General features: G+C 67.9%; 18 protein-coding genes. 5 read left to right on the forward strand and 13 right to left on the reverse strand.

What is annotated here, in order from left to right; translation table 11 throughout:
• Positions 1 to 122: 122 nt before the first annotated feature.
• The 8 genes from AC5P8R_RS07370 to AC5P8R_RS07405 all read right to left on the reverse strand — a co-directional run bounded on the left by AC5P8R_RS07370 (position 123) and on the right by AC5P8R_RS07405 (position 6858).
• Entirely contained in the window at positions 123 to 1331 is a 1209-nt protein-coding gene (locus tag AC5P8R_RS07370) for a DegT/DnrJ/EryC1/StrS family aminotransferase (protein ID WP_014646428.1), read from the reverse strand.
• Positions 1332 to 1341: 10 nt separating this feature from the next.
• Positions 1342 to 1740, reverse strand: coding sequence for a DMT family transporter (locus tag AC5P8R_RS07375; RefSeq protein WP_041863179.1), 399 nt, complete (start codon positions 1738 to 1740; stop codon positions 1342 to 1344).
• Complete coding sequence (locus tag AC5P8R_RS07380; RefSeq protein WP_014646430.1) at positions 1737 to 2096, reverse strand: EamA family transporter; 360 nt, start codon at positions 2094 to 2096, stop codon at positions 1737 to 1739. The genes AC5P8R_RS07375 and AC5P8R_RS07380 overlap by 4 nt, the downstream gene beginning before the upstream one ends.
• A gap of 1 nt (position 2097) precedes the next feature.
• Positions 2098 to 2934 (reverse strand): alpha/beta hydrolase, encoded by an 837-nt coding sequence (locus AC5P8R_RS07385; protein WP_014646431.1) that lies wholly within the window; start codon positions 2932 to 2934, stop codon positions 2098 to 2100.
• An 80-nt stretch (positions 2935 to 3014) separates the two neighbouring features.
• A complete protein-coding gene (locus AC5P8R_RS07390) occupies positions 3015 to 4394 on the reverse strand; it encodes a sensor histidine kinase (RefSeq protein ID WP_049419408.1) in 1380 nt (459 codons plus the stop codon).
• Positions 4391 to 5074, reverse strand: coding sequence for a response regulator (locus tag AC5P8R_RS07395; RefSeq protein WP_014646433.1), 684 nt, complete (start codon positions 5072 to 5074; stop codon positions 4391 to 4393). Before AC5P8R_RS07395 ends, AC5P8R_RS07390 begins: the two co-directional genes overlap by 4 nt.
• A 133-nt stretch (positions 5075 to 5207) precedes the next feature.
• Complete coding sequence (locus AC5P8R_RS07400) at positions 5208 to 6335, reverse strand: metallophosphoesterase (RefSeq protein ID WP_111205779.1); 1128 nt, start codon at positions 6333 to 6335, stop codon at positions 5208 to 5210.
• Positions 6336 to 6408: 73 nt separating this feature from the next.
• Entirely contained in the window at positions 6409 to 6858 is a 450-nt protein-coding gene (locus AC5P8R_RS07405; RefSeq protein WP_014646435.1) for a winged helix-turn-helix transcriptional regulator, read from the reverse strand.
• 89 nt (positions 6859 to 6947) lie between these two features.
• Here AC5P8R_RS07405 and AC5P8R_RS07410 point away from each other — a divergent pair, with 89 nt between their 5' ends.
• Positions 6948 to 8150 carry an MFS transporter gene (locus AC5P8R_RS07410; RefSeq protein WP_495223218.1) on the forward strand — a complete coding sequence of 401 codons (1203 nt, stop codon included), beginning with the start codon at positions 6948 to 6950 and terminating at the stop codon, positions 8148 to 8150.
• 95 nt (positions 8151 to 8245) lie between these two features.
• Here the strand turns inward: AC5P8R_RS07410 and AC5P8R_RS07415 are convergent, their stop codons facing one another.
• On the reverse strand, positions 8246 to 9661 hold the full coding sequence (locus tag AC5P8R_RS07415; protein WP_032958025.1) for a GGDEF domain-containing protein: 1416 nt from the start codon (positions 9659 to 9661) through the stop codon (positions 8246 to 8248).
• A 286-nt stretch (positions 9662 to 9947) separates the two neighbouring features.
• Between AC5P8R_RS07415 and AC5P8R_RS07420 the strand changes: the two genes are divergently transcribed.
• Both AC5P8R_RS07420 and AC5P8R_RS07425 read left to right on the forward strand, forming a co-directional pair.
• Positions 9948 to 12197 carry a TonB-dependent siderophore receptor gene (locus AC5P8R_RS07420; RefSeq protein WP_180835055.1) on the forward strand — a complete coding sequence of 750 codons (2250 nt, stop codon included), beginning with the start codon at positions 9948 to 9950 and terminating at the stop codon, positions 12195 to 12197.
• Between the two features lie 180 nt (positions 12198 to 12377).
• The gene (locus tag AC5P8R_RS07425; protein WP_014646439.1) at positions 12378 to 13358 is read left to right on the forward strand and encodes a cation diffusion facilitator family transporter; all 981 of its coding nucleotides are present in this window, start codon (positions 12378 to 12380) and stop codon (positions 13356 to 13358) included.
• Positions 13359 to 13396: 38 nt separating this feature from the next.
• Here AC5P8R_RS07425 and nfi read toward each other — a convergent pair whose 3' ends face one another.
• Positions 13397 to 14071, reverse strand: coding sequence for a deoxyribonuclease V (nfi, locus tag AC5P8R_RS07430; RefSeq protein WP_014646440.1), 675 nt, complete (start codon positions 14069 to 14071; stop codon positions 13397 to 13399).
• A gap of 93 nt (positions 14072 to 14164) precedes the next feature.
• Here nfi and gpmA point away from each other — a divergent pair, with 93 nt between their 5' ends.
• Complete coding sequence (gpmA, locus tag AC5P8R_RS07435) at positions 14165 to 14914, forward strand: 2,3-diphosphoglycerate-dependent phosphoglycerate mutase (RefSeq protein ID WP_014036448.1); 750 nt, start codon at positions 14165 to 14167, stop codon at positions 14912 to 14914.
• 110 nt (positions 14915 to 15024) lie between these two features.
• On the opposite strand, the gene AC5P8R_RS07440 is transcribed toward gpmA, so the two are convergent.
• Complete coding sequence (locus tag AC5P8R_RS07440) at positions 15025 to 15486, reverse strand: hypothetical protein (RefSeq protein WP_229767348.1); 462 nt, start codon at positions 15484 to 15486, stop codon at positions 15025 to 15027.
• 137 nt (positions 15487 to 15623) lie between these two features.
• On the opposite strand from AC5P8R_RS07440, the gene AC5P8R_RS07445 reads away from it, so the two are divergent.
• On the forward strand, positions 15624 to 17717 hold the full coding sequence (locus tag AC5P8R_RS07445) for a M13 family metallopeptidase (protein ID WP_495223219.1): 2094 nt from the start codon (positions 15624 to 15626) through the stop codon (positions 17715 to 17717).
• A 200-nt stretch (positions 17718 to 17917) separates the two neighbouring features.
• On the opposite strand, the gene AC5P8R_RS07450 is transcribed toward AC5P8R_RS07445, so the two are convergent.
• Entirely contained in the window at positions 17918 to 18535 is a 618-nt protein-coding gene (locus AC5P8R_RS07450) for an HD-GYP domain-containing protein (RefSeq protein ID WP_014646442.1), read from the reverse strand.
• A gap of 45 nt (positions 18536 to 18580) precedes the next feature.
• On the reverse strand, positions 18581 to 22045 hold the full coding sequence (mfd, locus tag AC5P8R_RS07455) for a transcription-repair coupling factor (RefSeq protein WP_495223220.1): 3465 nt from the start codon (positions 22043 to 22045) through the stop codon (positions 18581 to 18583).
• Between the last annotated feature and the right edge of the window lie 70 nt (positions 22046 to 22115).

Below are 22115 nucleotides of genomic sequence, written 5' to 3' on the forward strand. Positions count from 1 at the left end.
GGCTCAATGTAGGCAGGCAGCCTTTCTCGTTCCTTTCCTGTTGAAAGCCTGCACCGCCGGGTGGGGAAAGTGTTCAGGAATCGAGCGTGCTGAATGGGCGTGATGCCGTGAAAACCGCGCTTTCAGGGCTGCGCAGCGGCCAGCGCCCGCAGGATCTGCGCGGTCTCTTCCCGGGTCTGCCAGGCGCTGTTACCGAGGGTCAGCATGCGTGCGGCGAAGTCGCGCGCGTTCGGCATGTCGTCCTGCGGCACGATGCCACGCAGGTAGGCGTAGTCGGGCAGGGCATGGATGAACATGCGGCTGGCACCGAGACCGCGCGGCCACAGTTCGTCCAGTGCGGCATCGCGCGCGCGCTGGCTGGGCAGCAGCAGCATCAGCATCGGCCAGGTGCCGCCGGTGCCGGCCAGGCCATCGACCACCTCCACCGCCGGCAGCTGTGCCAGCTGCACACGCAGCTGCAGTGCGCGCAGGCGCCCGGCCTGCAGGAACGCAGGCAGCCGCCGTGCAGCGTGGGCGCCCACGTTCTGCCGCCACTGGCTGACCCGGTGCTGGGGGATGTCCAGCGGGAAAATGTCTCCGACCGCGTCTTCCAGATCGCCGCGTTGCAGGGCGCTGCGCAGCGGATTGCCGTACACCAGCGACAGCAGCGAGGGGCGGTAACAGGCGGCAAGACCCAGCAGCTGCACGCTGCGAAGTAGCTCCCAGCGCAGGCTGAAACGTACCTGTTCGGCGGCATGTTCGGCCAGCGCGGCGCGCAGCTCGTCATCGCGGCTGACCAGCAGGCCGCCTTCATGCAGGCTCAGCCCCTTGCCGGCGGCCAGGCTGAAGAATCCGATGTCGCCACGCAGGCCCACGCTGCTGTTGCCGACCCGTGCGCCCAGCGCCTGTGCGGCATCTTCGATCACCCAGGCGCCGGCGCCGCGTGCGACCTCGCAGGCCCGTTCGACATCGGCGATGCGCCCGCCGAGGTGGGTGGGCAGGATCGCCAGCGTCCGTGCGTCGGCCAGGCGCGAGAGCTGTGCCGGATCAAAGTCGAAATGGCCACGCCGGGTATCGCACAGCTGCACGCGCAGGCCGAGGCTGTGCACCGCGATCGGCACAAGCGGACAGGTATAGGCCGGCAGGATCACGGTATCGCGCTTGGGCGCGCGCTTGCGCAGGGTGCGCAGTGCGATCAGCAGCGCGTGGGTGCCGGAACAGGTCAGCTGCAGCGGCGGTGTGCCGAGCTGGGTGGCCAGGATGTCGCGCAGGTCGCCGCCGCCGGGAAGGAAGTCGCTGGCCTGCATCGGCAGGCCAGCGGTCGGCGGCAGTTCGCGCGCGAACAGGCTCATCGCAGCCCGCTCACGAAGTGCTGTCGGCGGGGCTGTGCGGGTCGTCCGCTTCGGCGCGGCCGAGGCAGACGATGCCAGCCACGATCAGTACCGCACCGACAAGGTGGTGCAGGGTCAGCGGCTCTTTCAGCAGCCAGGCCGACAGCAGCAGCACACTGATCACCTCCAGGTGCGAGGCCGCGAACGCCGGGCCGATCGGCGCATGGCGCAGCAGGCTCATCCAGGTGAAGAACGCGCCGATGTAGCCGAGGACCGCGCCGTATACCCACGGCTGCGACAGCACGCGCAACAGCCACGCGGTGTTGGCCTCGACCGGCATCGCGGCGTCACCGGCGTACTTGAAGCACAGCTGGGCCAGCGTGTCGAAGGCCATCAGCAGGGGAAAGCCGATCACATACAGGCGCCTCATGAGCCGGCCCCCACCACCGCCACGCCCGCCGTGACCAGCAGCATGCCGGTCACCCGCAATGGCGTGAGCTTTTCGCGGAACAGGATGCGGCCGGCGATCATCAGCGCGACGATGTTGATCGAGCCCAGCAGCACGCCCTTGGACAACGGCACCAGCGACAGGAACGCGATCCAGGCAACGAACTCAAGCACGTAGCAGGCGATGCCGATCCACAGCCAGGGGCGGCTGAGCATGTGTTTCCAGCGTTGCAGTCCTTCGCCATCCTGCGGGTCGCTGGCGGCGGCCTTGAAGGCGAGCTGGCCACCGGTATCGAGCACCACATTGGCCAGCCACAGCAGCGTGGCGAGTGCCCCCATCTCAGGCCACCGCCTTGAGCACGCCGCTGCGTTCACCGATTTCGGTGAAGAAACGCGCGCTGCGGCGGATCACCTCGCGGCGTTCGCGGTCGATCGTGATCATGTGGTAGCTGTCTTCCAGCACCACCAGTTCCTTCGGGCCGCTGACCCTCGACATCACCAGTTCGGCGTTGCCCATGCTGGCCACGTCGTCTTCGCGGGCGTGCATCACCAGGCACGGTGCGGTGACCTGGTGCAGGTGGCGGCGGGTCCAGTTGCTCAGGGCGCGCATCTCGGCCAGCGCATGCCAGGGGTTGCCCGGCAGGCCGGCCGCGGCGCTGTCGCCGGACAGCATGGCGGCACTGACCTGCGCACGCAGGCGCTCGTCACGCAGGCCGTAGGGCGGTTCTTCCATGAACATGCGGTCGCGGCCGATGTTGAAGCGCTTGAACCAGGGCAGCAGGAACGACAGGCGGGCCACGGCGGGAATGTTCCAGCCATCGTAGCGGAAGGTGGCGCCATACACGCCGACGCCGGACACCCATTCGGGGCGGCGTGCAGCCAGCGCCAGCGCCAGTACCGCGCCCATCGACAGGCCGCCGACGAACAACTGGTCGACCTTGCCACGCAGGCTCGCCGCTGCATCTTCCACGCCCTGGTACCACTGTTCCCAGGTGGTCGCCAGCAGGTCATCCACGGTGCCGCAATGGCCGGGCAACTGCACGCCGTGTACGGTGAAGCCGGCGTTGTTCAGGCCCTTGCCCAGCATGCGCATTTCCGCCGGGGTGCCGGTCAGGCCGTGGACCAGCAGCACGCCCTGCGGGCCACCGGGGAGGAAGAAGTCGTGCGATTCGGTCACCTGGCGGCTCCGGGACGGCAGTGGGGATGGTCAGGATCGCAAGCGCGATTTTCGCCAGCCTTTCAGCGCCCCGGTACGGGTCAGGGGGCCTTCAGCAGCGGCAGTGTGATGGCGACCTTCAGGCCCCCCCCGGCGCGGTTGAGGAAGGTCAGGCGGCCGCCGGAATGCTCCACCGCTTCGTGCGCGATGGCCAGGCCCAGGCCGGTGCCGCTGGCTGCGGTGCCAGGCGCACGGAAGAAGCGCTCGCCCAGCCGTGGCATCACGTCCTCGGGCACGCCGGGGCCGTTGTCCTCCACGTACAGTTCGACGTCATTGTCATCCAGCGCATGCACACCGACCGTGACGGTCGCATCGCGGCCGGCATAGCGCAGCGCGTTGTCGATCAGGTTGTCCAGTGCTTCCTGCAGCTGGGCACCGTTGCCGAGCACGCGCAGCGGGTGGGGGCTGCCGCGGTAGCCCAGATCGATGCCATCGCGGATCGCTTCGGGCACGCGCATGCCGACCCACTGCGGCACCAGCTCGCACAGGTCCAGTGCCTCCACGGTATCGGGCACGGTCTGCGCCCGGCTCAGTGCGAGCAGCTGGGTGCTGACCCGGGCGGTGCGCTGGTTGAGCCGGCGGATGTGCTGCAATGCCTCGCGCACCGTGTCCGGGTCACCATGGGCCAGCGCCTGGTCCACATGCAGGGCCATGCCGGCCAGCGGCGAACGCAGCTGGTGCGCGGCATCGGCGATGAAGCGGTTCTGCAGCGTGATCATTTCCGCCTGGCGCGCGAACAGATCGTCGATGGTGCTGATCAGTGGCTGGATCTCCTCCGGCACGTCGGCGTCGGAGATCGGTGCCAGTTCGCCACGGCGCTGCGCCAGGCGGGTCCTCAGCGGCGTGAGGATGCGCAGGCCGTAGGTCACGCCGAACCAGACCAGCGCTGCGGTGCCCAGCGCCAGCATGGTCATCAGCGGGATGATGATCATCAGGATCTCGCGCGCACGCTGGCGGCGGTCGGCCATGCTTTCGGCCACGGTCACTGCCAGCTCGTCCTGCGGATCGTTCATCGCCTGCGTGCAGACGGTGGCCATGCGCACCTGCTGGCCATTGAGGTTGCCGTCGTACAGGGCCGGATGCACGCCGGTGCAGTCCTGAGAAGGGGCATACGGGCTGAAATCCGCATTGCCGCTGAGGGTGCCCTTGCGGCTGCTGTCGACGTTGAAATAGCGATGGCCGTCGGGGTCGTACTCGATCAGGAAGCGCGCCTGCGGAGACAGGTCGCTGGTCACCGGCATGGTGCTCAGCATCTGCGCGAACGAGTGCGTGTCGTCGATCAGGTTACGGTCGTGGATGCGGTTGGAATAATCCAACGCAACGTAATAGGCCAGGATCGTATTGAAGGTAAGCAGGCCCAGCATCGGCAACGCCAGGAAGGCGAGCAGGCGCCGGCGCAGGCTGGGGGGGCCACTGATCACGGGGCGCTGTCGTCCTGCGCGTCTTCCAGCATGTAGCCCAGTCCGCGCACGGTGCGGATGCCCATGCCGCCGGGCTGCAGCTTGCGGCGCAGGCGGTGCAGGGCGATGTCCAGGCCGTTGTCGGTCAGGTCCTGGCCCCAGTCGCACAGCGCCTCCACCAGCTGTGCGCGCGAGACGATGCGCTCGGCGCGTACCGCCAGTGCCGACAGCAGGCCGAACTCGCGTGCGGTCAGTTCCAGCGACTGGTCGTCGATCCACACCCGATGCCCGGCCAGATCGATGCGCAGGCGGCCGATGCGCAGGTCCGGGTTGCCATTGCTGGTCACGCGGCGCAGCTGTGCGCGCACGCGGGCTTCGAATTCGTCCAGTGCGAATGGCTTGACCAGGTAGTCGTCGGCACCGAGGTCGAGCACGCGCACGCGTTCGGCCAGGCCGTCGCGGGCGGTCACCACCAGTACCGCCAGGCCATCGCCGCGCTGGCGCAGGCGCTGCAGCACGTCGCGGCCATCCAGCTGCGGCAGGCCCAGGTCCAGCACCAGCAGCGCGTATTGGGTCGAACCCAGCGCGGCGTCGGCGTGCGCGCCGTTGTCGACGTGGTCGACCACATGCCCCTGCCGGCGCAGCGAGGCGCACAGGCCGGAGGCGATGTCCGGGTCGTCTTCAGCAATCAGAACGCGCATGCGCGGGAGGCTCCTGTAACGGTCGGGCCCAGCGGATGGACAGGGTGGGCCTCTCGGCTGCCGAGGGTAGCCGCAAACGGGGTGAAGGTGGAGCGCGCCGGCACCTCCCGGCGCCGTCGCGCTGTCCCGCCATTCAGTCCTGCAGGCCCGGCTCACCCAGTACCAGCGGCACCCGTGAGCCGTCCAGCAGGCCGCGGCTGAGCCTGCCATCCTCGATGAACAGCAGTTCGCCGTTCTCGCCGTTCTTGATGCTGCTGTCGATGGCGATCACGCGGTCGCCATGGAAGCTGCTGACGTGCGGCATCGAGGTGTGGCCAACCACGATGCGCGTGAGCTGCAGGCGGTCGAGCACGGCCTGTACCGCCGCGGTGTCGAGGCGGCCATCGAAATAGCCGCGGTACCAGATCGGGCTGGTCTTGCCGTCATACAGCGGTGCGGTGGCCGGGTCGGCCTTCACTTCGGCCTTGGGCAGGCCCAGAGAGGCCTGGTAGGCCGCATTGGTGCGTACCGGGTCCAGCGCCAGCTGCAACGCCTCGGGCGAGATGCCGCCATGCAGGAACAGGGTATCGCCGATCTTCAGCAGCACCGGGCGGGTGCGCAGCCACTGCCCGATCACCGAGTCGGCGCCATACAGTTGCGGGTAGCTGCGGCCCAGCAGCTGGGCGCTGCGCAGGTACTTCGGGTTGACGTAGCGCAGGTCGTCGTACAGCACCATGGTTTCGTGGTTGCCGAGCACGAAGTGCACTGCGCCACCGGCGGCGGCGGCCTGCTGCTGCAGGCCGTACAGCAGCCAGAACGCCTCGGTCACCTGCGGGCCGCGGTCGAATACATCGCCAGCGATGACCAGCGTGTCCTTGCCCAGGGCCCAGCGATCCTGGGCGTCGATGACCTGGTGGGCGCGCAGCAGGCGCACCAGCAGCCCGTACTGGCCATGGATGTCCGACAGCGCGACGATGCGCGGCGCGGCCGGCAGCACGGAGACCGAGGCCGCATTCGGCGCGGCCACGTGCACGGTGTGTTCGTAGCCACAGCGCGGCGCGATATCGGTGCCCGTCGTGTTGATGGCCAGCGAGCGCGACTCGACCTTGTCGTCGCAGATCCACTTGGCCTGCAGCTGGTCGCCCTGGCGGAATACATAGGGGCCATCGGCCTGCACGTGGTCGGCGGGCGCGGCAACCTCGCGGGCCTGCGTGGTTGCTGTGGCGCAGGCCAGCAGCGGCAACAGCAGGGCGGTCAGCAGGAAAGGGCGATAGCGCGGCATCGGCGGCGTCCGGCGGCGGAAACCTCCGATGCTAACCGGCGCGGCCCGATCGTGGTGTGCGCGAATGGGCGGATCAGGCGCCGCGCCGGTCGTCCTTGAGCTTGCGCACGCGGGTGGCGGCGGCCTGCAGCGGCTGACCGTCGCGCCCGTGTGGCTGCATGTAGGGCAGTGGTCGCCGCGTGCTGGATTCGATCAACTGCGAATGGGCTTCACCGGCGCTGAAGCGATGGCGTTCTCCCCACTGGCGCAGCGCGACCAGCAGCGGGAACAGTTCCTGGCCGGCGTGGGTGAGCACGTATTCCTGGTAGGCCGAGCCATCGGAGGCCGGTTGCAGTTGCAGGATGCCGGCCTCGACCAGCCTGCGCAGGCGATCGCTGAGGATGTTGCGCGCCGCGCCGAGGCTGCGCTGGAAGTCGCCAAAGCGCGTGACGCCGTCGAAGGCATCGCGGATCACCAGCAGTGCCCAGCGATCACCGAGCAGGTCGGCGCTGCGGGCAACGGGGCAGGGACTGTTGGCGTGCATGCTGTGGCCTCCGAATGTGGTTGCAGTTTAAAACCAATGACGATAGCCTGCATCAAGTTTCAAATTGCAACTACACCATGAGCGCATCGATGTCCCGCCCATTGCTGACCCTGCTCGCGGTCGCGGCCGGCGCCAGCGTTGCCAACGTCTATTACGCGCAACCGCTGCTGGATCGGCTGGCACAGGCCTTCGCACTGGACCGTGCCGTGGCGGGCGCAGTGTTGGCGGCAACCCAGGCCGGCAGTGTGCTGGCATTGCTGGGCCTGCTGCCGCTCGCCGATCGCGGTGACCGGCGACGCCTGCTGCGGATGCAGTTGATGGCGCTGGTGCTGGCCCTGCTGTGGCTGGCAGCGGCACGCACGGCCGGTTGGCTGTTGTCGGGCATGCTGCTGGCCGGGCTGTTGGGCACCGCGCTGACCCAGGGCTTGATCGCCTATGCCGCCACGCTTGCGCCGCCCGAGCAGCGCGGGCGCCTGGTGGGCGTGGTGCAGGGCGGCGTGTTCATCGGCCTGTTGCTGGCGCGCGTTGTATCGGGCGCGGTCGCGGCCACCGTCGGCTGGCGGGCGGTCTATCTGCTGTCGGCAGCGCTGATGGCGGCCCTGGCCGTGCTGCTGTGGCGGCGTCTGCCGGCGGTGCCGGTGCCGGCGGTACCACCGCGCTGGCGCGAACTGCTGGGTTCGATGCTGGGCATGCTGCGCCGGGACCGCGCGCTGCGCGAGCGTGGGCCGCTGGCATTGCTGCTGTTTGCTGGCCTCAACGTGTTCTGGGCGGCGGTGCCGCTGCCGCTGTCGGCGCCGCCGTTGCAGTGGTCCACCGCGGCCATCGGCGCACTGGGCCTGGCCGGCGTAGTGGGCGCCTTGATGGCGGCGCGGGTCGGGCACTGGATGGACCGCGGTTTCGCCGGTCGGGTCAGTCTTGGCGCGTTGCTGCTGATGCTGGCCGCGTGGTGGCCGCTGCTGGGCCTGCCGCAGTGGCTGTCGTTGCTGCTGCTGGGCGTGATCGTGCTCGACCTCGGTGGGCAGGCACTGCACGTATCGAACCAGGCGCTGCTGCTGCGTGCACCGGCAGAACAGCATGGACGCCTGGTGGCGTTGTACATGCTGTTCTATGCAGTGGGCAGTGGTGCCGGTGCGGCTGCCGGGCCCTGGATGCAGGCCCGGCATGGCTGGCCTGCGGTGTGCCTGCTGGGTGCAGGCATCGCGGCACTGGCGCTGCTGTGGTGGGCAGCATGGCGGGTGGTGGCGTCCAATGCATCGGCTGGCGGGCGAACCGGTAGAGTCGACTGTCGGTAGAGTCGACTGTCAGTCGACTGCTCTTCGCCCCGCGTGCGAAAAATCCCGCGCTGCGTGCGATAGTCGACCAGCGGTCGACTCTACCTGTCCTGTCGTCATCGCTGCAGTGCACGCCGTCCCGGTGCTTCCTCAAGGTCCGCGCTGGCCACTACCACGCGGTTGCGGCCGCTGCGCTTGGCCTCGTACATCGCCGCATCGGCCCGTGCCATCAGCCGCTCGTAGTCCGGGTGGCCGTCATGGCCGGCTACGCCGATGCTGGCGGTCAGTGCCAGTACCTGGCCGTTGGCCAATGCCACCGGTGACTGCGCGATCTGCCGCCGCAGGCTTTCGGCGATCACCGCAGCCTGTGATTCGCTGGCCGCGACCAGCACCACCACGAACTCCTCGCCGCCATAGCGGAACAGGTAGTCACTGCCGCGGGTCAGCTGGCCGAGCAGGCCGGCGACGTGCTGCAGCGCGCGGTCCCCGGCGTCGTGGCCGTGGCCGTCGTTGATCGCCTTGAAGTGATCCAGGTCGAGCAGCAGCAGCGAGAACGGCGTGCGGTTGCGCGTGGCCAGCTCGATCTCCCGGCGCAGCACGGTAGGCAGGAAGCGGCGGTTGAGCAGGTTGGTCAGCGCATCGCTGCCGGCATCCAGCTCGCCGATGCGCTCGAACAGCAGCGTCATCAGGGTGCGGATGGCGGCCAGGTCCTCGCGGATGGCCGGCAGCACCGCCAGTCGTTGTGCCGGGGCATCGTTGCTCGCCCGCTGCAGGTTGCTGTCGATGCGGGCCATCAGCTGGCCGACCTGCCGGGTCTCGCTGCTCTCGCCGAAGCTGGGGATGCCCTTGTGGGTGAACCACAGGCCGAACTCGGAAGTGGCCAGGCTGGCGCTGTCGCTGGCCTGTACGTGGCCAGCGAGCGCGTAGAGCAGGGCGTTCTCCCAGTCCAGCAGCAGTGCGCGCTGGCGTTCGCGTTCGGTGCCGACGTTCTGCACCAGCGAGAACAGCCGGTACGCAGCATCGGCGCGGGTCGAGCGCTCGCGTGCATGGGTATAGGCCAGGGTCATGCCTTCCATGGCGATGTCCATGATCGCGCTGAGGCAGTCGATGGCGGCGAACGCAGTGGCACTGTCGGGCGCGTCGTCGTGCAGGCGCACGAACAGTTCGTGCTTGAGCACGCGCGCGCCGCGGGTGACCAGGTCGACCGGAATACCGACCCGGGCATGCACATCGCCGATTACCCGCTGCGAGGCAACGGCGCCGGCAATACCGTCGGCATTGGTGGTCAGCAACTGCACCAGCCAGCGCTGCATGGCCGGCTGCAGGCGCTGCTTGACCTGGTCGTGGGACAGGAAGCGGCGTGCACGCCCGTCCTGGAGCAGCACTTCGTAGAAGCGTTGGGCCAGCGCCGGCGGGGCATCGGCGGCGGCGGCGTGCAGCAGCGCGGTGGCGGCAGGGCCGGCCTGTTGCAGGCAGTGCTGCCAGGCCTCGGCCAGCGGTTGGCTGGCATCGTCCAGTTGGGGTGGTTCCACGTCGATCTCTGACTGCGTACGGCAAACCACGGGTATCGGCCGCGGTGGCGCACGGTTGATGGCGGGTTGGCCGGTCAGTTTATGCGCGATGCAGGGTTGCACGGCGCGCAAAGCACGTCGGCGCCGCGGCGGCAATGAGTGAACGCATTTGAGAATCACTCGCATTGATGGGAGAATGCGCGCACGGATCGGCCCGCAGGCGACTGCAGCGACGCTCCGCCTCCCCCTCGTCGTTGCCTCAAGCCCTTTGCCAGAGGCCCCGTTGCCCTGCCAGAAGGTCCAGATCATGTCTCCTGCCGTTGTCCTTTCGCCGCGCCCGCTGGCGCTCGCCGTTGCCGCCCTGCTGGCGGGAAGCGCCCTGACCGCCCGGGCTGAAACCGACGCCACCGATATCGACACGGTGCATGTCACCGCTTCGCAGATTGCCCGCCAGGCACTGGGTACCTCGACCATCACCGCCGAGGACATCGCCAAGCGCCCGCCGGCCAACGACATCGCCGAACTGCTGCGCACCATGCCGGGCGTCAACCTCACCGGCAACAGCGCCTCGGGCCAGTACGGCAACAACCGCCAGATCGACCTGCGTGGCATGGGGCCGGAAAACACCCTGATCCTGGTCGACGGCAAGCGCATCGGTGCGCGTGACGCCGTGCGCATGGGCCGTAGCGGTGAGCGCAATACCCGCGGTGATACCAACTGGGTGCCGGCGGAAATGATCGAGCGCATCGAAGTGCTGCGCGGCCCTGCGGCGGCACGCTATGGCTCCGGTGCGTCCGGCGGCGTGGTCAACATCATCACCAAGCGCCCGACCGGCGACCTGACCGGAGCGGTCGACCTGTATGGCCTGGTGCCCGAGCACAGCGCCGAAGGCGGCAGCGAGCGCGTCGGCCTGCAGCTGAGCGGGCCGATGACCGACACCCTGTCGTTCCGCCTGTACGGCAACCTCAACAAGACCGACGCCGACTCACTGGACCTCAACCGCCAGTACGCCACCAACCCGAACGCGGTGCCACCGGCTGGCCGCGAGGGTGTCAAGAACCGCGACGTCAACGCGTTGCTGCGCTGGGACATCACCACCGACCAGGTGGTGGAGTTCGAAGCCGGCACCAGCCGCCAGGGCAACATCTACGCCGGTGACCGCGCGGTCAGCACTACCGGTACCTCGACCGGCGTTGACCTGGCGGCGCTGGCCGAAGGCGAAGCGGAAACCAACCGCATGTACCGCAACACCGGCGCGATCACCCATCGCGGCCGCTGGGGCGACGTGACCTCGCGGGTGACCGCCGCGGTGGAAGCGGTCAACAACTCGCGCATCAATGAAGGCCTGGCCGGTGGCCCGGAAGGCAGCTTCAACGGCACCGACTGGTCGACCTCGCGCCTGCGCAACTACCAGCTGGATGGCGAAGTGAGCTTCCCGACCTCGCTGGGCAGCGCCGAGAACATCTGGACGCTGGGCTTTGAATACCTGGACAGCCGCCTGACCGACCCGTACTCGATGAGCCAGTCCAGCAGCAGCGGCGGCGGCATCCCGGGGCTGTCGGCCGATCGCGCGCGGGGCAAGGCCGACGCGCAGACCACCGCAGTGTTCGTCGAAGACAACATCTACCTGGGTGAGCGCTGGATCGTCACCCCGGGCCTGCGCTTCGACCACCACAGCCAGTTCGGCAACAACACCAGCCCCAGCCTCAATGCGCAGTTCCGCATCAACAGCGACTGGGTGGTGAAGGGCGGCATCGCCCGCGCGTTCAAGGCGCCGAACCTGTACCAGTCCAATCCGGACTATCTGTACTACACCCGTGGCAACGGCTGCCCGAATGCACTGCCGAGCCTGGGTGCCGGTTGCTACATGCGCGGCAACGCGGACCTGAAGGCGGAAACCAGCCTGAACAAGGAACTGGGCATCGAGTGGGCACCGCAGAGCGGCTGGCAGGCCTCGTTGACCTACTTCCACAACGACTACAAGGACAAGATCCAGGCCGGCTACACCCAGATTGGCCTGACCGCCGACACCAAGGGCCGCATCTTCCGCTGGGAGAACGCGCCCAAGGCGATCGTGCAGGGGCTTGAAGGCAACCTGGTGATCCCGCTGCTGGGCGAGCAGGGCAACCGCCTGAAGTGGAGCAACAACTTCACCTACATGGTGGAAAACGAGAACAAGAGCACCGGCCAGCCGCTGTCGGTGATCCCGAAGTACACCGTCAACACGATGCTGGACTGGCAGGCCACCGACAAGCTGTCGGTGCTGCTGACTGGCACGTTCTACGGCAAGCAGAAGCCGGCCACCGCCAACATCAACAATGATCCGCGCTGCACCGGCAGCTGCGATCCCTCGATCGCGCTGCAGGACCGCAGTGCCTACAACATCTGGGGCGTGAGCGCGCGCTACAGGGTGACCGGGACCGTCAGCTTCGGCTTCGGCGTGAACAACCTGGCCGACAAGCGCCTGTTCCGCGAGGCCAACAGCAGCGATGCCGGTGCGGCGACCTACAACGAACCGGGCCGCGCGTACTGGGCCAGCCTGCGCTTCGGGTTCTGACCGCACGCGGACGCCGGTCCGCTGCGGTCGCCAGGCCAGGCCTGGCGCTGCCGGCCACGCTCCGGTAGCGCCGGGCCATGCACGGTGAGGGATCGCCTGGGCTGCAATGTTATAAACACCGTAATAGTCTCCCCCGCCAGCACGGCGTAGCCTGCACCGCATCGCAAAGGAGCTGTTGCCATGGGCCACGACCACGATCACCTGCCATCCCAGATCCGCCACGAGAAACCCTTGTGGTGGGCGCTCGGCCTGACCTCCACCTTCCTCGTCATCGAGGTGGTGGGCGCGTTCTGGACCAACAGCCTGGCGCTGCTGTCCGACGCGGCACACATGGCCACCGATGCACTGGCACTGATGATCGCGCTGGTCGCGGTGCGGTTGAGCCGGCGCCCGCCGGACGCGCGCCGCACCTACGGCTATGCACGCCTGGAAGCGCTGGGCGCGATGATCAACGGCGCCATGCTGTTCGTGGTCGCCGCCTACATCCTGTGGGAGGCGATCGGTCGTTTCCGCGAACCGCAGGAGATCGCATCTTCGGGCATGCTGGTGATCGCCGCCGCAGGCCTGGTCATCAACCTGATCTCGATGCGCCTGCTGCAGGCCGGCAGCGGCGAGAGCCTGAACGTGAAGGGCGCCTACCTGGAAGTGTGGGCGGACATGCTTGGCTCGGTGGCGGTGATCGCCGGTGCGTTGTTGATCAAGTGGACCGGCTGGAAGCCGATCGACCCGATCCTGGCGGTGCTGATCGGCCTGTGGGTACTGCCGCGCACCTACGTGCTGATGCGCGAGGCGATCAACGTGCTGCTGGAAGGCGTGCCCAAGGGCATGAACGTGGCCAAGGTGCGCGACAGCCTGTCCGGTCATGCTGCGGTGCTGGACGTGCATGACCTGCATGTGTGGGCGCTGGCCTCCAGCACGCCGGCGCTGACCGCGCACATCGTGATGCGCGACGGCACCGACGCCGATGCGCTGCGCCGTGAGCTGGGCGGGCGCCTGCACGATGACTTCGGCATCGAACACGTGACGCTGCAGATCGAAGCGGACCACTGTGGTGAAGCCTGCGCTGGACCGGCGTCGGCAAAGGGCGGCGCGCAGCAGGGCCATGAAGGCCACGACCACGGTGAGGACGCGCAGGGCCATCGCGGCCACGTGCATCATTGAATGAAAATGAAAGCCGCACCGGGGAATGCCCGGTGCGGTCATTCGTCGCGTCGCGAGGCCAGCCGATCCGCCAGCCGGGTCGGTTCCGGCAGCCGGTAACCGCGCAGCGTGCGCTGCACCCAGTCCAGCGCGGTATCGGCACTGACCCGATGGCCGCCGGCCACGAACAGCGGCTTGCAGCGCACCTTGCTGCGCAGCACCCAGCCCAGTTGTTCGTCGCCATCCTGCAGCGGCGCATGTGCACCGGCCTCGGCGCCCGGTTCGACGAACCGGCCCACCAGCTTCGACTTGGCCACGCCGATGCTGGGCAGGTCGGTGACCACGCCCAGATGCGCGGCCACGCCCAGCCGGCGCGGATGGCTGATGCCATGGCCATCGACGAACACCAGGTCCGGCGTGCGCGGCAGCAGCGCCAGCGCGGCCAGCAGTGCCGGCAGCTCGCGGAAGCTGAGCAGGCCGGGGATGTAGGGCATCACCGTGGGGATGCGCGCGATCTCCTGCGCCACGGGCTTCAGCGTCTCCACGTCCAGCAGTACCGCCGCGGCGCGGGTGATGGCGCCGTCGTCTTCAAAGCCAACATCCAGCCCGGCCAGCCAACGGACGTCGCGTGGCAGGCGGTCCTGGCGCTCCACGCGGCCGGCCAGCTGGAGCTGCTGCGCGCGTGCCGCGGAGACGCTGCCTTCCCAACATCCGGGATCGATCACCGTATTCATCGGTCACAGCATCGCACGGGCGGCGCCACGGCCCGGTGAGCGGCGGCCGGGCTACAATGGCGGCCTGCCTTTCCTCGCGTTGGAGACCCTGCAGTGACCCGTAAACTCGTACTGTTGCGCCATGGCCAGAGCCAGTGGAACCTGGACAACCGCTTCACCGGCTGGGTCGATGTCGACCTGACCGAGCAGGGGCGCCGGGAAGCGGCCGCCGCCGGTCGCCTGATGCGCGAGGAAGGCCTGCAGTTCGACGTCGCCCACACCTCCGTGCTCAAGCGTGCCATCCACACCCTGCAGGGTGCGCTGGCCGAGCTGGAGCAGGACTGGCTGCCGGTGAACAAGTCCTGGCGCCTCAACGAGCGGCACTACGGCGGCCTGCAGGGGCTGGACAAGGCCGAGACCGCGGCCAAGCACGGCGAAGAGCAGGTCAAGGTCTGGCGCCGTTCGTACGACATCCCGCCGCCGCCGATGGACCTGGAAGATCCGGGCCACCCGATCCATGACCGCCGCTACGCCGGTCTGGACCGCAACGCGCTGCCGGGCACCGAGTCGCTGGCCACCACCCTGGACCGCGTGCTGCCGTACTGGCACGACGCCATCGCGCCGCAGCTGAAGGACGGCAAGACCGTGCTGGTCACTGCCCACGGCAACTCGCTGCGCGCGCTGTACAAGTACCTCAACAATGTCTCGCGCGAGGAGATCCTCGAGCTGAACATCCCGACCGGCATCCCGCTGCTGTTCGAACTGAACGACGACCTGACCGTGCAGTCGTTCCGCTACCTGGGCGACCCGGAAGCAGCGCGCAAGGCCGCCGAAGCCGTGGCCAACCAGGGCAAGGCGAAGTAAGAAGCACAAGGCCGGCGCAAGCCGGCCTTCGCTTTTGTAGAGCCGAGCCCACGCTCGGCCGGCGCTGTCGCAACCCGGTAGAGCCAACCCATGGGGGCTGCATCAGCCAGCTACGAGGGATCCATGCGGCGCACCTTCGGCGGCTGCAACGCGGCAATGTCGATGACGTGTTCCTGGCATATCACCTGATAGTGCGTGAATGGGCCCGGGTAACTGACATCGGCAAAGGTGGCATGGTCCAGATAATCGAGGAACTTCGAACGGCTGTAGCGGCGGAACAGGTTGCCGCTCCAGGCTTCGGCGTCGTCCCAGCTCTGGTAGGACTCGTTGTGCACGGCGTAGCTGATGTAGTGGTCCCAGATCAGCTCAAAACGCTGCGAGTGGGGCATCACCTCTATCGCACGCGCATCATCGATTGAACGTCCATGAGCGAGCTCCACACGGGAGGGCTTTCCGACCACCAGGCCTTCCTCGACGACCAGGCGCAGACGATTCGCTTCCGGCTCGCCGATGCCCGCCAGGAACAGACACTCACAAGCGTCGATGGCCTGCAGCAGCGCAGCTTCGTCCATGGTCATGAAGTCCAGTGACCGCGGAAGCCAGAGCATAGCGGCATGCAGACGGAGCCGCGCCATGCGCTCGTGACCTTTGGCCGGTCCCCAGCGTCGCTCCCGCGGCTACCCTGTGAAATTACCCGCAGGAGAGCCTCATGAACGTCCGCAACCTGGTCCCGCTGGGCCTGACCATCGCCATCGCTGCCTCACTGGCGGCCTGTGGCAAGAACGAAACCGCCCCGGCGGCCAGTGCCGACGCCAAGCCGGCCTTCGACCTGTCGCAGATCAAGACGCCGCTGATCTCGCTCAACAGCGCCGACCTCGATCCGGCCATTCCGGCCTGTACCGACCTCAATGGTTTCGTCAACAGCAAGTGGCTGAAGGCCAACCCGGTGCCGGGCGACCAGACCACCTGGGGCAGCTTCGAGATCCTGCGCGAGCGCTCGCTGGAAGTGCAGCACGCGCTGGTGCAGCAGGCCGCCGCCAGCCAGGCCAAGGCGGGCTCGGTGGAAGCGAAGATCGGTGACATCTGGAAGACCGGCAACGATGAAGCGAAGATCGAAGCTGCCGGCCTGGCGCCGCTGCAGCCGCAGCTGGACAAGATCACCGCGCTGAACGACACCGCCGCCATCACCCGGTACCTGCGCGACAGCCAGGCCGAGGGCAAGGGCGTGCTGTTCTCGCTGTTCGCCAATGCCGACTACAAGGATTCGGCCAACGTCATCGCCTACGTCGGCCAGGGTGGCCTGGGCCTGCCGGAGAAGGGCTACTACTTCGACGATGCGCAGGCCAAGATCCGCGACGCCTACGTGGCCTATATCGCACAGGTGCTGACCCTGTCCGGCGTGGAAGCGGCGCAGGCCGCCGAGCAGGCGAAGGCCGTGATGGCCTTCGAAACCCGCCTGGCCAAGGCCTCGATGTCGCGCATCGAAATGCGTGACCCGGCCAAGCGCTACAACCCGCTCAGCGCGGCTGAGGCCGACAAGCTGACCCCGAACTTCAGCTGGACCGCGCTGTTCGAGACCCTCAAGGTGCCGGCCGCGCAGAAGTTCTCGCTGGCCCAGCCGGGCTTCTTCGCTGAAATGGACAAGATGCTGGCCGATGTGCCGGCCAGCACCTGGCAGGCCTACCTGCGCTTCCACACCATCGACGATGCCTCGCCGTACCTGAGCAGCCAGTTCGAGAAGGCCAACTTCGATTTCTATGGCACCACCCTGCGTGGCCAGAAGGAAATGCAGCCGCGCTGGAAGCGCGTGCTGGAGTCGGTCAACGGTGGCATGGGCGAAGCCCTGGGCCAGCTGTACGTCGACGCCGTGTTCCCGGCCGAGTCGAAGGTCGCCATGCAGCACCTGGTGGAAAACCTGTCGCAGGCGCTGAAGGCGCGCCTGGAGCAGCTGCCGTGGATGGGCGAAGAAACCAGGAAGAAGGCCCTGGAGAAGTGGGCCAGCTTCACCCCGAAGATCGGTTACCCCGACAAGTGGCGTGACTGGGCGGGCCTGCAGACCAACGGCGACAGCTACCTGGGCAACATGCAGGCGGCGCGTGCGTTCAACTACCGCTACATGCTGGACAAGATCGGCAAGCCGGTGGACAAGACCGAGTGGGGCATGACCCCGCAGACCGTCAACGCGTACTACAACGCCACCAAGAACGAGATCGTGTTCCCGGCGGCGATCCTGCAGGCACCGTTCTTCGACGCCAAGGCCGATCCGGCGCTGAACTACGGCGGCATCGGTGCGGTCATCGGCCACGAGATGATGCACGGCTACGACGACTCGGGCAGCCAGTTCGCCGCCAACGGCAACTTCGACAACTGGTGGACCGACGCCGACCGCAAGGCCTTCACCGAGCGTACCGACCAGCTGGTCGCGCAGTTCGACGGCTATGAATCGGTGCCGGGCGTGTTCGTGAAGGGCAAGCTGACCCTGGGCGAGAACATCGGCGACCTCGGCGGCCTGACCGTGGCCTACGACGCGTTGCAGATGGCGCTGAAGGAAGACCCGAAGGCGAATGTCGAAGTGGATGGCCACAGCCAGGACCAGCGCTTCTTCATGAACTGGGCCACCGTGTGGCGCCGCAACTTCACCGATGGTGAGCTGCGCGTCCGCCTGAACACCGATCCGCACGCCCCGGCCAACTTCCGCGCCAACGGCGCACCGTCGAACATGCCGTCCTATGCCGCTGCATTCCAGTGCAAGGCCGGCGACGCGATGGTGCGTGCCGACGACAAGCGCGTGGTGATCTGGTAATCGATCACCCGTGACTGCGTGATGCGAAAGGCCCGGCGAATGCCGGGCCTTTTGTCTTCCAGGCCGGTAGCGCAGCGCCGACTGGTAGAGTCGACTGTCAGTCGACTATCGCGCGCAGCGCGGGATTTTCGCGATCTGGACGACGAGCAGTCGACTGACAGTCGACTCTACCGACGGGTCGTTTCACCTTCCGGAAGATCTCAGGCCAGCTCCGGCTCCCGCGCCAGCATGCGATGGAAGCGCTGCAGCACGTAGGGATCCACCAGCCCTCCAGACTGCGAATCGATGATCCGCAACGCGGTTTCGTGCTCCATCGCGTCGCGGTACGGGCGCACGCTGGTCATCGCATCGTAGGCATCGGCGATGGTGACGATGCGCGCGCCCAGCGGGATGGATTCGCCGCGCAGCCCATCGGGATAGCCGCTGCCATCGAAGGCTTCGTGATGGGCGCGGATCAGCCGCGCCACGGGCGCGGCGTCGCTGCGGCCGGTGGCCAGGAAGATGTGCTCGCCGCGCACCGGATGCTCGCGCATGATCGCGCGCTCCTCATCGGTATGCCGGCGCGGTGCCAGCAGTACGTCGTCGGGAATGCCGATCTTGCCGATGTCGTGGAAGCGCGCGGCCAGGCCGACCTGCGCACAGGCCTCGTCGTCGAGATCGCAGTGCGCGGCCAGCCGCTGCGCGAACAGGCCGACGCGGTCGCAGTGATGGCGGGTGTAGGCGTCGCGCATCTGCAGCGACATCGAGAGGGCATCGATCAGGCAGGCCTGCGCGTGCAGCAGGTCGGGGGCGGGTACGGCGTCAGGAAACATGGTCATCCGCCCGCACCGGGTGGGGACCGGTGCGGGGTGTTCGGGGGGCGATCAACCCGGGGCGAGGGTGGTCAGAAGGGTGCGGGCCGCGTTGAAGCGGTCTTCCGGCAACGGCAGCGGGTGCTTGATGCGCAGCTTGTCGGGCCCTTCCATGGCGTACAGGTTCGGTTGCTTCTGGATCAGCTGAATCACCGCCATCGGGTCGATGTTCGGCTTGGATTCGAACACGATGCGGCCACCATTTTCGCCCAGGTCCAGCTTGCGGATGCCCAGCGTGTTGGCCTTCAGCTTCAGCTCGGCGATGGCGAACAGGTGCTTGGCCGCATCCGGCAGCAGGCCGAAGCGATCGATCATCTCCACCTGCAGTTCGCGCAGCGCATCGCTGTCGCGCGCGCTGGAAATACGCTTGTACAGGGTCAGGCGGGTATGCACGTCCGGCAGGTAGTCTTCCGGGATCAGTGCCGGCACATGCAGTTCGACCTCGGCACCACGCACTTCCTCGCCGGCATCAAGGTCGGGCAGCTTGCCCTGCTTGATGCTGCGCACCGCGCGCTCCAGCAGCTCGGTGTACAGGCTGAAGCCGACCTCGGCCATCTGCCCGCTCTGGTCCTCGCCGAGCAGTTCGCCGGCACCGCGGATTTCCAGATCGTGCGTGGCCAGGGTGAAGCCGGCGCCCAGCTCGTCCATCGAGGCGATCGCTTCCAGGCGCTTCTCAGCGTCGGGGGTGATCGCGCGGCGGTCGGGCGTGATCAGGTACGCGTAGGCGCGGTGGTGCGAACGTCCGACGCGGCCACGCAGCTGGTGCAGCTGGGCCAGGCCGAAACGGTCCGCACGGTTGATGATGATGGTATTGGCGTTGGGGATGTCGATGCCCGACTCGATGATCGTGGTCGACAGCAGCACGTTGAAGCGCTGCTTCTGGAAATCCAGCATCACCTTTTCCAGCTCGCGCTCGGGCATCTGCCCATGGGCGATGCCGATGCGCGCCTCCGGCACCAGCTCGGACAGCTCGCGCTGCATGCGGCCGATGCTTTCCACGTCGTTGTGCAGGAAATACAGCTGGCCACCACGCGCCAGCTCGCGCTGGAAGGCTTCGCGCAGCAGCGCGTTGTCCCACTGGGTGATGAAGGTCTGCACCGCCAGCCGGTTCGGCGGCGGCGTGGCGATGATCGACAGGTCGCGCAGGCCGGCCATGGCCATGTTGAGCGTGCGCGGAATCGGTGTGGCGGTCAGGGTCAGCAGGTGCACGTTGGCGCGCAGCGCCTTCAGCGCTTCCTTCTGGCGTACGCCGAAACGCTGCTCCTCGTCGACGATGACCATGCCCAGGTCCTTGAACTTCACGTCCGGCTGCAGCAGGCGATGGGTACCGACGATCACGTCGATGGTGCCGGCGGCGACCTTTTCCAGCTCGGCCTTGATTTCCTTGGTGGTCTTGAAGCGCGACAGCACCTCGACCTTCAGCGGGTAATCGGCGAAGCGGTCGCGGAAGTTGCGGTAATGCTGTTCGGCCAGCAGCGTGGTCGGCACCAGCACAGCCACCTGCTTGCCGGCACTGGCGGCCGCAAAGGCCGCACGCACCGCCACCTCGGTCTTGCCGAAGCCGACGTCGCCGCAGACCACGCGGTCCATCGGCTGGCTGCTGGCCAGGTCGCGCAGGGTGGCGTCGATCGCGGCCAGCTGGTCCGGGGTCTCCTCGAACGGGAAACCGGCCGCGAACGGCTCGTACATCGCGCGGTCGACCTGCAGTGCCAGGCCGGCACGCGCCTGGCGGCGGGCCTGGATCTCCAGCAGTTCGGCGGCGACGTCGCGTACTTTCTCGGCGGCCTTGCGCTTGGCCTTGCTCCACTGCTCGCCACCGAGCGAATGCAGCGGCGCGGTTTCCGCCGACGCACCGGAATAGCGGCTGATCAGGTGCAGCTGGGCGACCGGCACATACAGGCGGTCGCCCTTGGCATATTCGATTTCGAGGAACTCGCCGGGCATGCCGCCGACGTCCATCGCGATCAGGCCACGATAGCGGCCGACGCCATGATCCTCGTGCACGATCGGCGCGCCCTCGGTCAGTTCACCGAGGTCGCGGATGATCGCTTCCGGCTCGCGGCCGGCACGGCGCGTGCGCCGGGTGCTGCCGGCGCGCTCGGGGAACAGCTGGCGCTCGGTCAGCACCGCGATGCGCGGATCGTCCAGCGCGAAGCCATCCTCCAGCGGTGCTACCGCGATCGCGAAGCGCGCATCATCGGCGAGGAAGCTGGGCAGGTCGGCCACCACCGGGGGCTTCAGCTCGGCGGCCTGCAGCACTTCCAGCAGCGCCTCGCGGCGGCCGGGTGAATCGGCGGCGATCAGTACCCGGCCCGGATAATGGCCGAGGAAGGATTTCAGCGCATCGCCAGCGGGGGCTTCGCGCGCGGCCACCGGCAGCGGTGGCAGCGGCTGGTCGCCCAGCGCGTGCGCGTCGGCGATGCGCGCATGGTCAGCCGCCCACACCTCGATGCGCGGGGCTTCGTTCAGGCGCTCGCGCAGCAGCTCCGGCGACAGGTACAACGCCGACGGCGGCAGCAGCGGGCGCTCCACATCATGGCGGCGCTGCTCATAGCGGTCCGCAGTCTGCGCCCAGAACGCGACGGACGCTTCATACGCACCGGCACAGACCACCGGCAGGCTGCCGCTGGGCAGGTAGTCGAACAGGGTTGCGGTGCGTTCGAAGAACAGCGGCAGGTAGTACTCGACGCCGGCCGGCGCCAGTCCGGACTTCAGGTCCTGGTACAGCGAACTGCGCCGGGTATCGACATCGAACCGCTCGCGCAGCGTGGCCAGCACGCGGGCGATGCTGGCTTCATCCATCGGCACTTCGCGGCCGGGCAGCATGTGCACCGCCTCGACCTTGTCCAGCGAACGCTGGCTTTCCGGGTCAAAGGCACGGATCGAGTCGATGTCCTCGTCCAGCAGTTCCACCCGCAGCGGCTCGTCGGCACCCATCGGGTACACGTCGAGCAGGCCGCCGCGCACAGCGAAGTCGCCCGGGTCCATCACCTGCGGCACGTTGCGGTAGCCGGCGCTTTCCAGGCGGCGCTTCTCGGCTTCCAGGTCCAGGCGCTGGCCGACCTTCAGGTCGAAGCTGCCACCGATCACGTAGCTGCGCGGGGCCAGCTGCTGCAGCAGGGTCTGCACCGGCACGATCACCAGGCCACGCTTCAGCGCGGGCAGGCGGTGCAGGGCGGCCAGGCGCTGCGAAATGATGTCCGGATGCGGACTGAAGCGGTCGTAGGGCAGGGTTTCCCAGTCCGGGAAGGCGACCACCGGCAGGGCCGGATCGCCGCCGAGCAGGGTGTGCAGGTCGGCTTCGAGCTGGTTGGCACCGTGGTTGTCACGGGCGATCACCAGCAGCGGGGCGTCGTGCGCACGCGCGGCCTGGGCAAGGTACCAGGCCAGGGCGGTCGGCGAGGCGGGGGCGCGCCACCAGGCGCGGAGCTGGCCGGCGCGCGGCAGCGGCGGGGCGGGGTATGAGGTACGCGACATGGACCCCGGATTTTAGCAGAAGCCCGATCGAAGCCCGGTGGGTCGTGCCGGCCGATTGCCGGCAGCCTCA

Source organism: Stenotrophomonas sp. YJH_SMC_73, assembly GCF_059370155.1.

Excerpts from the sequence above, each read along its gene's own strand:
- AC5P8R_RS07395 (WP_014646433.1), bottom strand. The coding sequence starts at position 5,074 with ATGCGCGTTCTGATTGCTGAAGACGACCCGGACATCGCCTCCGGCCTG.
- AC5P8R_RS07375 (WP_041863179.1), bottom strand. The coding sequence starts at position 1,740 with ATGAGGCGCCTGTATGTGATCGGCTTTCCCCTGCTGATGGCCTTCGAC.
- AC5P8R_RS07420 (WP_180835055.1), top strand. The coding sequence starts at position 9,948 with ATGTCTCCTGCCGTTGTCCTTTCGCCGCGCCCGCTGGCGCTCGCCGTT.
- AC5P8R_RS07450 (WP_014646442.1), bottom strand. The coding sequence starts at position 18,535 with ATGACCATGTTTCCTGACGCCGTACCCGCCCCCGACCTGCTGCACGCG.
- AC5P8R_RS07370 (WP_014646428.1), bottom strand. The coding sequence starts at position 1,331 with ATGAGCCTGTTCGCGCGCGAACTGCCGCCGACCGCTGGCCTGCCGATG.
- AC5P8R_RS07445 (WP_495223219.1), top strand. The coding sequence starts at position 15,624 with ATGAACGTCCGCAACCTGGTCCCGCTGGGCCTGACCATCGCCATCGCT.
- AC5P8R_RS07400 (WP_111205779.1), bottom strand. The coding sequence starts at position 6,335 with ATGCCGCGCTATCGCCCTTTCCTGCTGACCGCCCTGCTGTTGCCGCTG.
- nfi (WP_014646440.1), bottom strand. The coding sequence starts at position 14,071 with ATGAATACGGTGATCGATCCCGGATGTTGGGAAGGCAGCGTCTCCGCG.
- mfd (WP_495223220.1), bottom strand. The coding sequence starts at position 22,045 with ATGTCGCGTACCTCATACCCCGCCCCGCCGCTGCCGCGCGCCGGCCAG.
- AC5P8R_RS07425 (WP_014646439.1), top strand. The coding sequence starts at position 12,378 with ATGGGCCACGACCACGATCACCTGCCATCCCAGATCCGCCACGAGAAA.
- AC5P8R_RS07405 (WP_014646435.1), bottom strand. The coding sequence starts at position 6,858 with ATGCACGCCAACAGTCCCTGCCCCGTTGCCCGCAGCGCCGACCTGCTC.
- AC5P8R_RS07440 (WP_229767348.1), bottom strand. The coding sequence starts at position 15,486 with ATGGACGAAGCTGCGCTGCTGCAGGCCATCGACGCTTGTGAGTGTCTG.
- AC5P8R_RS07410 (WP_495223218.1), top strand. The coding sequence starts at position 6,948 with ATGTCCCGCCCATTGCTGACCCTGCTCGCGGTCGCGGCCGGCGCCAGC.
- AC5P8R_RS07380 (WP_014646430.1), bottom strand. The coding sequence starts at position 2,096 with ATGGGGGCACTCGCCACGCTGCTGTGGCTGGCCAATGTGGTGCTCGAT.